This is a genomic window from Paraplanobispora takensis, assembly GCF_016863195.1.
Classification (GTDB): domain Bacteria; phylum Actinomycetota; class Actinomycetes; order Streptosporangiales; family Streptosporangiaceae; genus Planobispora; species Planobispora takensis.
This window is the reverse complement of record NZ_BOOK01000005.1, coordinates 106,548-119,310: the sequence shown is the minus strand read 5'-3', so window position 1 is coordinate 119,310 and position 12,763 is coordinate 106,548. Positions and strand designations below refer to the sequence as shown.

General features: G+C 70.1%; 12 protein-coding genes. 4 read left to right on the top strand and 8 right to left on the bottom strand.

Annotation, left to right across the window (positions count from 1 at the left end):
• Position 1: 1 nt before the first annotated feature.
• The 6 genes from Pta02_RS04850 to Pta02_RS04825 form a co-directional block, all read right to left on the bottom strand.
• On the bottom strand, positions 2-1,906 hold the full coding sequence (locus Pta02_RS04850; RefSeq protein ID WP_203873437.1) for a fumarate reductase/succinate dehydrogenase flavoprotein subunit: 1,905 nt from the start codon (positions 1,904-1,906) through the stop codon (positions 2-4).
• A gap of 18 nt (positions 1,907-1,924) precedes the next feature.
• Positions 1,925-2,719, bottom strand: a complete 795-nt coding sequence (gene sdhC, locus Pta02_RS04845; protein ID WP_203873436.1) for a succinate dehydrogenase subunit SdhC — start codon at positions 2,717-2,719, stop codon at positions 1,925-1,927.
• Between the two features lie 223 nt (positions 2,720-2,942).
• Positions 2,943-3,383, bottom strand: coding sequence for a response regulator (locus tag Pta02_RS04840; protein WP_203873435.1), 441 nt, complete (start codon positions 3,381-3,383; stop codon positions 2,943-2,945).
• Positions 3,376-4,992, bottom strand: coding sequence for a sensor histidine kinase (locus tag Pta02_RS04835; protein ID WP_203873434.1), 1,617 nt, complete (start codon positions 4,990-4,992; stop codon positions 3,376-3,378). Before Pta02_RS04835 ends, Pta02_RS04840 begins: the two co-directional genes overlap by 8 nt.
• Positions 4,989-6,143, bottom strand: a complete 1,155-nt coding sequence (locus Pta02_RS04830; protein WP_203873433.1) for a PP2C family protein-serine/threonine phosphatase — start codon at positions 6,141-6,143, stop codon at positions 4,989-4,991. Before Pta02_RS04830 ends, Pta02_RS04835 begins: the two co-directional genes overlap by 4 nt.
• 100 nt (positions 6,144-6,243) lie before the next feature.
• Entirely contained in the window at positions 6,244-7,191 is a 948-nt protein-coding gene (locus Pta02_RS04825; RefSeq protein ID WP_203873432.1) for a LysR family transcriptional regulator, read from the bottom strand.
• Positions 7,192-7,413: 222 nt separating this feature from the next.
• Between Pta02_RS04825 and Pta02_RS04820 the strand changes: the two genes are divergently transcribed.
• The 4 genes from Pta02_RS04820 (at position 7,414) to Pta02_RS04805 (ending at position 11,315) form a co-directional block, all read left to right on the top strand.
• Entirely contained in the window at positions 7,414-8,196 is a 783-nt protein-coding gene (locus Pta02_RS04820; RefSeq protein WP_203873601.1) for a succinate dehydrogenase cytochrome b subunit, read from the top strand.
• Complete coding sequence (locus Pta02_RS04815; RefSeq protein ID WP_203873431.1) at positions 8,193-10,121, top strand: fumarate reductase/succinate dehydrogenase flavoprotein subunit; 1,929 nt, start codon at positions 8,193-8,195, stop codon at positions 10,119-10,121. Before Pta02_RS04820 ends, Pta02_RS04815 begins: the two co-directional genes overlap by 4 nt.
• A 17-nt stretch (positions 10,122-10,138) precedes the next feature.
• Positions 10,139-10,876: a succinate dehydrogenase/fumarate reductase iron-sulfur subunit gene (locus tag Pta02_RS04810; RefSeq protein ID WP_203873600.1), complete on the top strand. Its 738-nt coding sequence runs from the start codon at positions 10,139-10,141 to the stop codon at positions 10,874-10,876.
• A 130-nt stretch (positions 10,877-11,006) separates the two neighbouring features.
• Complete coding sequence (locus Pta02_RS04805; RefSeq protein ID WP_203873430.1) at positions 11,007-11,315, top strand: SbtR family transcriptional regulator; 309 nt, start codon at positions 11,007-11,009, stop codon at positions 11,313-11,315.
• A 39-nt stretch (positions 11,316-11,354) separates the two neighbouring features.
• On the opposite strand, the gene Pta02_RS04800 is transcribed toward Pta02_RS04805, so the two are convergent.
• Both Pta02_RS04800 and Pta02_RS42440 read right to left on the bottom strand, forming a co-directional pair.
• Positions 11,355-12,266 carry a helix-turn-helix domain-containing protein gene (locus tag Pta02_RS04800; protein WP_203873429.1) on the bottom strand — a complete coding sequence of 304 codons (912 nt, stop codon included), beginning with the start codon at positions 12,264-12,266 and terminating at the stop codon, positions 11,355-11,357.
• Positions 12,267-12,395: 129 nt separating this feature from the next.
• Positions 12,396-12,755 (bottom strand): Clp protease N-terminal domain-containing protein, encoded by a 360-nt coding sequence (locus Pta02_RS42440; protein WP_444980744.1) that lies wholly within the window; start codon positions 12,753-12,755, stop codon positions 12,396-12,398.
• Positions 12,756-12,763: the final 8 nt, after the last annotated feature.

Genomic DNA, 12,763 nt, shown 5'->3' with positions numbered 1-12,763 from the left:
TCTACTCCTTGACCAGCGCGTCGAAGTCGGCCAGCTCTTTCTCGGTGATGTACTTCTTCAGCTCGGCCCGGTCGAACAGGCTGATCAGGTCGTCGCGCATGGCGGGCTGGACCTTCTCCTCGACGGTGACGTCCGACCCGTCGGCGGAGGCGCCGCAGACCAGGAGCTTGCGCCGCCACTCGGGGGACATGCCGGGGAAGTCGTCGCGGGTGTGCCCGCCGCGGCTCTCCTCGCGCTTGAGCGCGGCCTTGGCCACGCACTCGGAGACCAGCAGCATGTTGCGCAGGTCGAGCGCGAGGTGCCAGCCGGGGTTGTAGATCCGGCCGCCGATCGCGCCCACGCCCTTGGCCCGCTCCTTGAGCTTCTCCACGGCCTCCAGGGCCTGGGTGATCTCCTCGGCCTTGCGGATGATGCCGACCAGCTCGTTCATCGTCCGCTGCAGTTCGTGGTGGACCTCGTAGGGGTTCTCACCGTCGCGCTCCAGGGGGGCCGTCGCCTCGGCCCGCGCCGCGGCCACCGACTCCTCGGAGACCGCCGGGCGGGCCTTGAGCCCGTCGACGTAGGCGGAGGCCCCGGCGCCCGCCCGGCGGCCGAAGACCAGCAGGTCGGACAGGGAATTGCCGCCCAGCCGGTTGGAGCCGTGCATGCCGCCGGAGACCTCGCCGGCGGCGAACAGGCCGGGTACGGACGCCGCGCCGCTGTCGGCGTCGACTTCGACGCCGCCCATGATGTAGTGACAGGTCGGGCCGACCTGCATGGGCTCCTTGGTGATGTCGACGTCGGCCAGCTCCTTGAACTGGTGGTGCATCGACGGCAGCCGCCTGGTGATCTCAGCGGCCGGGAGCCGGGTGGAGACGTCCAGATAGACGCCGCCCTGGGGTGAGCCCCGCCCGGCCTTCACCTCGGCGTTGATGGCGCGCGCCACCTCGTCGCGCGGGAGCAGCTCCGGGGGACGGCGGTTGTTGGCCTGGTCGTTGTACCAGCGGTCGCCCTCCTCCTCGGTGGTGGCGTACTGGTCCTTGAACACGTCCGGGATGTAGTCGAACATGAAGCGCCTGCCCTCGGAGTTGCGCAGCACGCCGCCGTCACCCCGGACGGACTCGGTGACGAGGATGCCGCGGACCGACGGCGGCCAGACCATCCCGGTCGGGTGGAACTGGATGAACTCCATGTTGATCAGCTTCGCCCCGGCCAGCAGCGCCAGCGCGTGGCCGTCCCCGGTGTACTCCCAGGAGTTGGAGGTGACCACGTAGGACTTGCCGATGCCGCCGGTGGCCAGCACGACCGCGGGGGCGTCGAACAGGATGAACCTGCCGTTCTCCCGCCAGTAGCCGAAGGCGCCGGAGACGGCGTCCCCGGGACGGTCGCCCGTCTTGAGCAGGCGGGTGACCGTGCACTCCTGGAAGACCCTGATGTAGGCCTCGGGGTCGCCGTGCAGCTTCTCGTCCTCCTGCTGCAGCGCGACCACGCGCTGCTGGAGGGTGCGGATCATCTCCAGGCCGGTGCGGTCGCCGACGTGGGCCAGGCGGGGGTACTGGTGGCCGCCGAAGTTGCGCTGGCTGATCTTGCCGTCCTTGGTGCGGTCGAACAGCGCGCCCCAGGCCTCCAGCTCCCAGACCCGGTCCGGGGCCTCCTTGGCGTGCAGCTCGGCCATCCGCCAGTTGTTGAGGAACTTGCCGCCGCGCATGGTGTCGCGGAAGTGCACCATCCAGTTGTCGTCGCTGTTGACGTTGCCCATGGCCGCGGCGGCACCGCCCTCGGCCATGACGGTGTGCGCCTTGCCGAACAGCGACTTGCAGACGATCGCGGTGCGTTTGCCCTGCTGTCGGGCCTCGATCGCGGCCCGCAGCCCCGCTCCGCCGGCGCCGATGACGACGACGTCGTATTCGTGACGCTCGATTTCCATGTGAGGTTCCACGGTTCCTTATGCGAACGGGAAGGAGATGACGCCCTTGGCGACCAGCCGTACGTACAGGTCGGCGCCCATGACCGAGAACATCGAGATCAGGGCCAGTTCCTGGTGCTTGGCGTTGAGCTTGGAGACGAAACCCCAGGCGCGGTAGCGGATCGGGTGCTTGGAGAAGTGGTTCAGGCGCCCGGCGGTGATGTGCCGGCAGGAGTGGCACGACAGCGTGTACAGGTTGATCAGGATCGCGTTGCCGATCAGGACCCAGGTGCCGATCCCGGCCGGCTTCTCGATGAGCGCCTTCACCGCGTCGTAGGCCAGGATCAGGCCGACCACGATCGCCGCGTAGAAGAAGTAGCGGTGGATGTTCTGCAGGATCAGCGGGAAACGGGACTCACCGGTGTACTTGCTGTGCGGCTCGTTGACGGCGCACGCCGGAGGCGACAGCCAGAAGGCGCGGTAGTAGGCCTTGCGGTAGTAGTAGCAGGTGAAGCGGAAGCCCGCCGGCAGGCCGAGGATCAGCAGGCCCGGAGGCCAGGTGTACCAGTCGCCGAACGGCGCCCAGCCGAACAGCTGCGCCTCCTCGGGGCAGACCGCCTCCGCCAGGCACGGCGAGGCGAAGGGCGCGTGGTACGGCGCGACGAAGAAATCGTTATCGAAGATCGCCCACGTGGCGTAGACGAGGAACGCCGTGAAAATGATGAAAGTGACCAGTGGATAACGCCACCACTGGTCGGTTCGCAGGGTGCGCTCTTTGAGCTGCGCGCGCTGCCTTCTGGCCGGGGCCGGACTGTCGGCCGCTGTCTGGGTCATCGGGGACCTCTCCACCTCCCACGGACCCTGCTCGCCAAGGGGTCCGGGTCGTTTCAGTTGTGCCGCACGCCGGAGCGGGCCCAGGCCGGCTCACAGGGGCGCACGCCTATCGGTGGGGGATACGTTACGACGCGGCCCAGCACTTGTGTGAGAAGCGTCACTCACATTTTCGCTGACTGAGTGTGATTCCTGTCACGTCAGACAGTGAGAGGTCCCGTAAAAGTCAGATAGAACTTGGCAGCTTCACCACCGTCACGAAGAAGTCGTCGATCCGGCGGACCACGCTGATGAACTGGTCGAAGTCCACCGGCTTGGAGACGTAGGCGTTGGCGTGCAGGTTGTAGCTGCGCAAGATGTCCTCCTCGGCCTCGGAGGTGGTCAGCACCACCACCGGGATCCGGCGCAGCTGGTCGTCGGCCTTGATGTCCTGCAGCACCTCGCGGCCGTCCTTACGGGGCAGGTTGAGGTCGAGCAGGATCAGGTCGGGGGTCGGCGCGTCGGCGTAGTCGCCCTCCTTGCGCAGGAACGCCATGGCCTGCTCACCGTCGTTGACGACGTGCAGCTTGTTCTTGACCTTGTTGAGCTCGAAGGCCTCCCGGGTCAGCAGGACGTCGCCCGGGTCGTCCTCGACCAGGAGCACGTCGATCCAGCGCATGTCATTCATTCGTGTCTCCGGAAGGAAGGGTCCAGCGGAAAGTTGTCCCGCTTTTCGGTGATTCATCGGTTTCTGTGAGGTCGGAAGAGCCGGCGCCGGCGTCCAGCCAGATGTGCCCGCCGTGATATTCGACAATCTTCTTGCACAGGGCGAGCCCGATCCCGGTGCCGGGGTAGACGTCGCGGCCGTGCAGGCGCTGGAAGATCAGGAAGATCCGGTCGGCGTACTTGCCGTCGATGCCGATGCCGTTGTCGGAGCAGGAGAACTCCCACATCTCCCCGTCGCGGCGCACCCCGATGTGCACGACCGGGGCCCGGTCGGAGCGGAACTTCAGCGCGTTGCCGATCAGGTTCTGGAACAGCTGGGTGAGCTGGGGGCGGTTGCCGAGCACCCGGGGCAGCTCGTCGTGGGTCACCGTCGCCCCGGTCTCCTCGATCCGGGCCGACAGGTTGTTCAGCGCCTCCTTCAGCGGCACGGCGCCGTCGACCGGGACGCGCTCGCCGCCGAGCCTGCCCACCCGGGAGAAGTCGAGCAGGTCGCTGATGAGCGACTGCATGCGCTTGGCGCCGTCCACCGCGAAGCCGATGTACTGCTTGGCCCGGTCGTCGAGCTGGTCGCCGTAGCGCTGCTCCAGCATCTGGCTGAAGCTGGCCACCTTGCGCAGCGGCTCCTGAAGGTCGTGGCTGGCCACGTAGGCGAACTGCTCCAGCTCGGCGTTCGAGCGCCGCAGCTCGGCCGCCTGCTCCTGGAGCTTGGCCTGCGCCTCACTGGCCCGCTGCCACTCCGAGAGGATGCGGCCGCGCATCGCGTCCACGTGGCCGGCGAGCTCGGCGAGCTCGGCGGGACGCTCCACCTTCAGGGCGTGCCCGAAATCGCCCTGGGCGACCGCGCGGACCTGTCCGGTGAGCTCGGCCACCGGGCGCAGTACGGCGTAGCGGACGATGAACGCGAAACCGAGACCCGTCAGGATCAGCACCGCGGCGATCCCGCCGAGGGCGAAGTAGACCCGCTGCCATCCCTGCTCCAGCTGCTCGCCCGCGGCCGAGTGCAGCCGTTTCAGGTGCTCCTCCAGCGCCGTCAGGGAGGCGCGGACCGCGGCGTAGCGCACGTTGCCGGCCTGCTGGGCGTCCCTCAGCACCTCCTGCGAGGGATCGGCCCGGCCGCCGGCCACGACGGCGTCGCCGTACTCCCTGCGCCAGCTCGCCGTGGCACCCCTGATCGCGGCGAGTTCGGCGCGCACGCCGTCCCGCTCGGGCATGCGGGGCAGGAGGTCGTCGATCACGGCCAGCGCGGCGCCCTCCCGGCGGATCCCCTCCCGGTAGTCGTCGAGGTGCTGCCGATCGCCGGTCCTGCCGTACGCCCGGGCCGCGCTCTCCTGGGTGGTCAGCGCGCCGGAGAGTTCGAGCGCGCTCAGCGCGGCGGGGTCGACGACGTCGACCACGACCGAGCGGGCCTCGCGGGTCGTGCTGATCACGCTGACCGTGATCACGGCGGTGACCGCGATCATCAGCGCCGCGGCCGACCCGGCGAGCAGGAACCACCGTCCGACCGGCAGCCTGCCGACTCCCTGGGCGGGCGCCGGGCGGGGCAGGGGACGGAGCCGGGAGGGCCCGCTCATTCCCTGCTTCCCCGTGAGATGAGCACGGTGGCCAGGTCGTCGCTGAGGCTGTCGCCGTTCAGCTCGACGACGCGTTCGATGAGCCGGTCGAGGTTGACCCCGCCCTGCTCGCGGACCAGCCGCTGCAGGCCCTCGGTGCCCAGCAGGTCCGGGCCGCCGCCCACGGTCGCCTCGATCAGGCCGTCGGTGTAGAGCAGGACCGACCACCGATCGCCCAGCGGCACGTCGATGGGGGTCCAGTCGATGTTGGGGAAGATGCCCAGGGGAGGCCCGGAGGGCGTGCCGGGCACCACGTCGATCACGCCGTCGCGGATCAGCAGCGGCGGCGGGTGGCCGACGACGTGCATGCGGGCGCTTCGCAGGCCCGGATCCACGGTCATCGTGCAGAGGGTGGTGAAGATCTCCCCGGACTTGCGCTCGACCCGGAGCACCGAGTCGAGGGTGCGCAGCACGTCGTTGCCGGTGTGGCCGGCCAGGACCAGGGTCCGCCAGGCGATGCGCAGCGCCACCCCGAGGGCGGCCTCGTCGGGGCCGTGCCCGCAGACGTCGCCGACCACCACGTGCACGGCGCCGTCGGGGCCCTGCACGGTGTCCCAGAAGTCCCCGGCCAGGAGCGTGCGCTGGCGGCCGGGCAGGTAGCGGGCCTCGTGGTCCAGGAGTCCGTCCTGCAGCAGGGGGACCGGGAGCAGGCCGCGCTCCAGCCGGGAGTTCTCCTTGGTCGTCAGCTCGGCCTCGACCAGCTTCAGGTGGGCCAGGTCGGCGCGCTTGCGCTCCATGGCGTAGCGGACGGCCCGGATCAGGAGCCGGGCGTCTATGTCCTGCTTGATCAGGAAGTCCTGGGCCCCGGCGGAGACCGCCTCGACGCCCACGTACGAGTCGTTCAGGCCGGTGAGCACCAGCACTGCCGCCTCCGGTGCCATCGTCAGCACCTGTTGCAGGGCCTCCAGGCCGGAGGCGTCGGGGAGCGAGAGGTCGACGAGGACGCATCGGACCTCGTCGGTCAGCCGTACCCGGCTCTCGGCCAGGCTGCGAACCCAAATGATCTTCGGCGGGTTCTCCGCCTCACTGAGCAGCTCCTCCACAAGGAAGGCGTCGCCCGCATCATCCTCAATGAGGAGGAGGGTGAGCGTTTCGTCGGGAGGGGCGGTCACGACGCCTCTTCGGGTTCGGGGGACACATGTTCGACCTTACGAGAATAGTGGGCCGGATCCCGTGTCGCGGATAGGCGATCGGTTTCGGTCCGGTGAAGGACTACGGCCGCCCCGCCTGGCCGCCGGGCAGCAGTTCCACCCCTTCGGGCAGGCTGCCCTCGTGGGCGGCCTCGGCCAGGAAGAACAGCAGAGTGGCGCGGAAGGCCTGCGCGGCCCGGGTCGGCTCGACGTCCTTGCGGTGGGCGATGGCGATCGTGCGCCGCAGACCGGGAGGCGCCAGCGGGGTCCCCGTCAGGCCGGGGCGTCCGTCCAGGACCATCGAGGGGACCAGCGCGATGCCCAGCCCGGCCTCCACGAAGCGCAGCACGGCGTCCATCTCGCCCCCCTCCACCGCGAAACGCGGCTCGAACCCCGCCTGCCGGCAGGCGCCGAGCGTGGCCTCCCGGAGGTCGTAACCGCGCCGGAACATCACCATCGGCTGCCCGCGCAGCTCCTGGATGCGCAGGTACGGCTTGCGCACCCGCGAGGAGGAGGGGGAGACGACGACCAGGTTCTCCCGCAGGATCTCCTCGGTGACCAGGGCGGGGTCGTCGCTCTGCAGCGGCATGATGATCAGCGCCAGGTCGAGCTGGCCGCGGGCCAGGGCGCGGACCAGGTCGCGGGAGCCGCCCTCCTCCACCAGCAGCTCGATGCCGGGGTAGGCCCGGTGGAAGCGGGCCAGGGCGTCGGCCATCAGCCCCGCGCAGAGCGAGGGGGTCGCGCCCAGCCGTACCCGCCCCCGCCGCAGCCCCGCCAGCTCCGCGACCTCCCGCCGGGCGGTGTCGGCGTCGGCCAGCATGCGGCGGGCCAGCGGCAGCAGGGCCTCCCCGGCCGGGGTGAGGGTGACGTTCCCCCGGGCACGGCTGAACAGCGGCGCGCCGAGCTCGGCCTCCAGGGTCTTGATCTGCTTGCTCAGCGACGGCTGGGCGACGCGCATCCGCTCGGCGGCCTGGGTGAAGTGCCGGGTCTCGGCGACCGCGACGAAGTAGGCCAGTTGCTGGAGCTGCACGTTTCCCTAGCGTACGGACGTCCCGACTTCCGTCCCCGGCCGCCCCGAGCCGCCGGGCTCAGCACGGCCGTAGACACTGTGAGTTTAGTCGCACTTACTTCGTTGACCAGGGGATGTAAGAGGTGCGTAAACAGAAGCCATAGCTGCAGGCTATGGAAACCACATCCACGATGACTTGGACGGGACTAAAGTCCTTTTCCTACCTTCGGGGTCGTGACTGCCATGATTGAGCGCGGAAGTTCCACCGCGCCGGTTGAGCCCCCCACGCCGACCCCCGCGAAGCAAGCGACTCCCCCGGGGAGCACCAGGCCGACAACGCGCGGGCGTCGCGGCGGGTTCCTGGGATCCTCCAACGGGAGGAAGGCCGTGATGGCCGTCACGGGCGCCGTACTGGTGCTCTTCCTCGTCGGCCACATGGTCGGCAACCTCAAGGCGTTCCTCGGCGCCGACTCGTTCAACGAGTACGCGAGCTTCCTGCGCACGATGGGCGAGCCGCTGCTCACCTACCGGGTCGCGCTGACCCTCGTGGAGGTCGTGCTGGGCGTCTGCATCGTCCTGCACATGTGGTCGGCGATCTCGCTGGCCCGCCGGGCGGGCAAGGCCCGTCCGGTCAAGTACGCGGCCAGGCGGAAGTCCCAGGCGAACGGCTACGCCGTCCACACCATGCGCTACGGCGGCGTCGTCATCCTGCTGTTCGTGATCTACCACCTGCTCGACCTGACCTTCGGCACGGTCAACCCGGCCGGCTGGGACGGCACGCCGTACGAGCGCCTGGTGGCGGGCTTCGCCCCCGAGCGCTGGTGGGTCACCCTCTTCTACGTGGTCGCCGTCATCATGGTCGGCCTGCACCTGCGCCACGGCCTGTGGAGCGCCTTCCAGACCCTCGGCCTGGCGAGCGGCCGCAGCTACCGCCCGCTGAAGCTCACCGCCGCCGCGATCTCCGCGGTGCTGGTCCTGGGCTTCCTCACGGTCCCCGTGGCGGTCATGATCGGAGTGATCAAGTGAACGAGCTGTACACCGAGGGCGAGCCCATCCGGGACGCCAAGGCTCCCGAGGGCCCGATCGAGGACCGCTGGGAGAAGCGGAAGTTCGGCGCCAAGCTGGTCAACCCGGCCAACAAGCGCAAGCTGCACGTCATCGTGGTCGGCACCGGTCTCGCGGGCGGTTCGGCCGCCGCGACCCTGGGCGAGCTGGGCTACAACGTCACCTCGTTCTGCTATCAGGACTCGCCCCGGCGCGCGCACTCCATCGCCGCGCAGGGCGGCATCAACGCGGCCAAGAACTACCGCGGTGACGGCGACTCGATCTACCGGCTGTTCTACGACACCGTCAAGGGCGGCGACTTCCGCGCCCGCGAGTCGAACGTCTACCGCCTGGCCCAGGTCAGCGTGAACATCATCGACCAGGCCGTGGCCCAGGGCGTGCCGTTCGCCCGGGAGTACGGCGGCCTGCTCGACACCCGCTCCTTCGGCGGCGCCCAGGTCTCCCGTACCTTCTACGCCCGCGGCCAGACGGGCCAGCAGCTGCTGCTCGGCGCCTACCAGGCGCTGGAGCGGCAGATCGCGGCCGGGACCGTGAAGATGAACACCCGCCACGAGATGCTCGAACTGATCGTGAGCGACGGCCGGGCGCGCGGCGTCATCGTCCGCGACATGGTCACCGGCGAGATCGAGCGGCACACCGCCGACGCGGTCGTGCTGGCCACCGGCGGCTACGGCAACGTGTTCTTCCTGTCCACCAACGCCAAGGGCTGCAACACCACGGCGATCTGGCGGGCGCACCGGCGCGGCGCGATGTTCGCCAACCCCTGCTACACGCAGATCCACCCGACCTGCATCCCGGTCAGCGGCGACTACCAGTCCAAGCTGACCCTGATGTCGGAGTCGCTGCGCAACGACGGCCGCGTCTGGGTGCCGGTCAAGGCCGGCGACACCCGTCCCGCCTCGGAGATCCCGGAGGAGGAGCGCGACTACTACCTGGAGCGCATCTACCCGGCCTTCGGCAACCTGGTCCCGCGTGACATCGCCTCCCGCGCCGCCAAGAACGTCTGCGACGAGGGCCGCGGCGTCGGCCCCGGCGGCCTGGGCGTCTACCTCGACTTCGCCGACGCGATCAGCCGTCTCGGCCGGGACGCGGTGGAGAAGAAGTACGGCAACCTCTTCGAGATGTACGAGCGCATCACCGGCGAGGACCCCTACACCCAGCCGATGCGCATCTACCCGGCCGTGCACTACACGATGGGCGGCCTGTGGGTGGACTACGACCTGCAGTCCACGATCCCCGGCCTGTTCGTGATCGGCGAGGCCAACTTCTCCGACCACGGCGCCAACCGCCTGGGCGCCTCCGCGCTGATGCAGGGCCTGGCCGACGGCTACTTCGTGCTGCCGACCACGATCGGCGACTATCTCGCGAACGGTCCCTACGGGGAGGTGGACGAGGAGGCCGTGGCCGAGGCCGAGATCGCGGTCCGCAACAAGATCGAGAAGCTGCTCTCGGTGAACGGCACCCGCACCGCCGACTCCTACCACCGCGAGCTCGGCAGGATCATGTGGGACTACTGCGGCATGGAGCGCACCGAGGAGTCGCTGCGCAAGGCCCTGGAGCGGATCCCCGAGCTCCGCGAGGAGTTCTGGCGGAACGTGAAGGTGTCCGGCCAGGCCGAGGAGCTGAACCAGGCGCTGGAGCGGGCCGGGCGGGTCGCGGACTTCTTCGACCTGGCCGAGCTGATGTGCATCGACGCCCTGCACCGCACCGAGTCGTGCGGCGGCCACTTCCGCGCCGAGTCGCAGGACGCCGACGGCGAGGCCCTGCGCGACGACGAGAACTTCGCCTACGTCGCGGCCTGGGAGTACGGCGAGCAGGGGCCGATCCTGCACAAGGAAGCGCTGGACTACGAGTACGTCAAGATGAGCCAGCGGAGCTACAAGTGAGCGAGCGAGCCAAGGGTATGAACCTCACTCTCAAGGTCTGGCGCCAGAACGGCCCCCAGGACAAGGGCCGGATGGTCACCTACCGGGTCGAGGACGTGTCCCCGGACATGTCCTTCCTGGAGATGCTGGACGTGCTCAACGAGCGGCTCATCCTGGAGGGCGACGACCCGATCGCCTTCGACCACGACTGCCGCGAGGGCATCTGCGGCATGTGCGGCATGGTCATCAACGGTGTCGCGCACGGCGAGCAGGTGGCCACCACCACCTGCCAGCTGCACATGCGGCACTTCGAGGACAACGCGGTCATCACCATCGAGCCGTGGCGCGCCGCGCCGTTCCCGGTGGTCAAGGACCTGGTCGTGGACCGCTCGGCGTTCGACCGGATCATCCAGGCGGGCGGCTTCATCTCCGTCCCGGCCGGTTCGGCCCCTGACGCGCACAGCGTCCCGGTGAAGAAGGTCGACGCCGACGCGGCGTTCGACGCGGCCACCTGCATCGGCTGCGGCGCCTGCGTCGCCGCCTGCCCCAACGGCTCGGCCTCCCTCTTCACCGCCGCCAAGATCACCCACCTGTCCCTGCTCCCCCAGGGCCAGCCCGAGCGCGCCTCCCGCGCCAAGGCCATGGTCGAGCAGATGGACGCCGAGGGCTTCGGCGGCTGCACCAACACCGGCGAGTGCACGGCGGTCTGCCCCAAGGGCATCCCGCTGGACACCATCGCCCAGATGAACCGCGACTATCTCAAGGCCTCGAAGTAGTCACGGATGTGAAGAATGTGAAAGTTGTGACCCGGTAAGGGAACATGGCTTCCGGACCGCGGGCCGTACCTTCGTGGGGAGGTGCGACCCGCGGTCCCGTTTTTCCGGCCGGTCACGGGTCCCGGCCGGCATGTTCTCCGGCCGGCATGTTCTCCGGCCGTCACGGCGTCGGCGGGCCCGCCGGGCGGGTGTGGGGATCGGCACGGTCTTCCGGCACTTCCCGGCCAAGGAGTCCCTGATCGAGGCCGTCTTCACCGAGCTCATGCGCCGCCTCGCCGACGAGGCCGACGCCCTGGTCGCGGCCGCCGACGTCGGCGTCCCCGAACTCGTCTCCCTGATGGTCGGCATGTCCAAGGCCACCGAGGCCGCACCCCCCGACGTGCGCAGCCGTACCTTCCAGGTCGTCTTCGACGGCCTGCGCGCTCCCGGAGGGGCCTGATCCGCCGCGGGCCGTGCCCTCCCGGGGGTTCGCGCCGGTTCAGGGGTGGGCGCGCAGGGCGGCGGCGAACCATTCGAAGGCGGGGGTGGCGGTCGGGACCGGCGAGCAGCCGTTGAGGATGCCCATCAGCTGCCAATAGCGCTCCACCCGCCGGTCGGTGAACGTCTCGATCTCCTCGGCCAGCCGGGCGCGCTCCCCGGCCGGGGTGCCCGGGGCGAGGATGCGTTCCAGGATCGCCCCGCCCTCGGCGCTGTCCGGGGCGACGCCCGCCTCCACGGCGCCTCCGGCGTGCTCCATGATCAGTGCGGTGTCGTACGGCTGCCGCTGCTCCTGCGCGGCCTGCGCGCCGGCCACCACTATCTGGCGCACGCGCCGCCGGAAGCCCTCGTCGGCGACCAGGCCGGTGAGCTCGATCCAGGCGTCCACCTGCTCGGGGGCGGGTTCGTCGGGCAGTTCGGCGGGGAGTCTCCGCATCGCCTCCGCGATGTGGGCTCCCGGCGCGCCGGGGGCGACGCCCTCGAAGGCGCGGTCGACGAAGTCGTCGATGAGGCGCTGCCGCTCCTGTGCGGACAGCCGGGCCATCTCGTGCATGATGCCGATCTCCTCGGTCGTGCTCCCACGCTGGGCGATCGACCGCAGCACCGCACGGCGCAGCCGCAGGACGCGGATCTCCGCGTCCAGGGCGTCCGCGTGCGTCCTGGCGACGTCGGTCACCGTGGCCTGCCCGCACAGCACCCGCTGGACCGTGTCGAGGCCCAGCCCCAGCTCGCGCAGGGTCCGGACCAGGTCCAGGCGGGCCACCGCCTCGGCGTCGTAGAGCCGGTGCCCGCCGGCGGAGCGGCGTGTCGGCGGCAGGAGTCCGGTGTCGGACCAGAAACGGATGGTGCGCACCGACAGGCCGGTGCGGTCGGAGAGCTGCCCGATGGTGAACAGCTCGGTGCGGTCGTTCACGAGACGAGCCTCAACCCTCCAGTGGCTGGAGATTCAATCCCTTTTCCCGCCCATCGTCCCGCGCGCCGTACGCCCCGCCGGACCGCACGTCAGGGAACGGCCGCCGTCCCGCTGCGGGGCGAGACGGTGTCAGCCGAGTTCGGTGACGATCTCCCGGCGGAGGGTCGCGAAGTCGATGTCGGCCTCGGCGAGGATGCGGGCGCCGAGGCCCTCGCCCTCGCGCAGGACGCCGAGCAGGACGTGGCCGTCGGCGATGTGGTTGTGCCTCAGGTGGATCGCCTCGCGCAGGGACAGCTCCAGGGTCTTCTTGGCCCGCGGGGTGAAGGGGATGTGGCGGCCGCCGAAGGGGCGGCCCTTGCGGCCGGGGCGCGGGGGGCGGTCCAGGGCGCCGGGGCCGAAGGCCGCCTCGACCTTCTCCCTGATGGCCGACAGGTCGATGCCGATCGCCTCCAGGGCCTCGGCGTCGATGTCGCCGCCCTGGGGCGGCACGAGTGTGG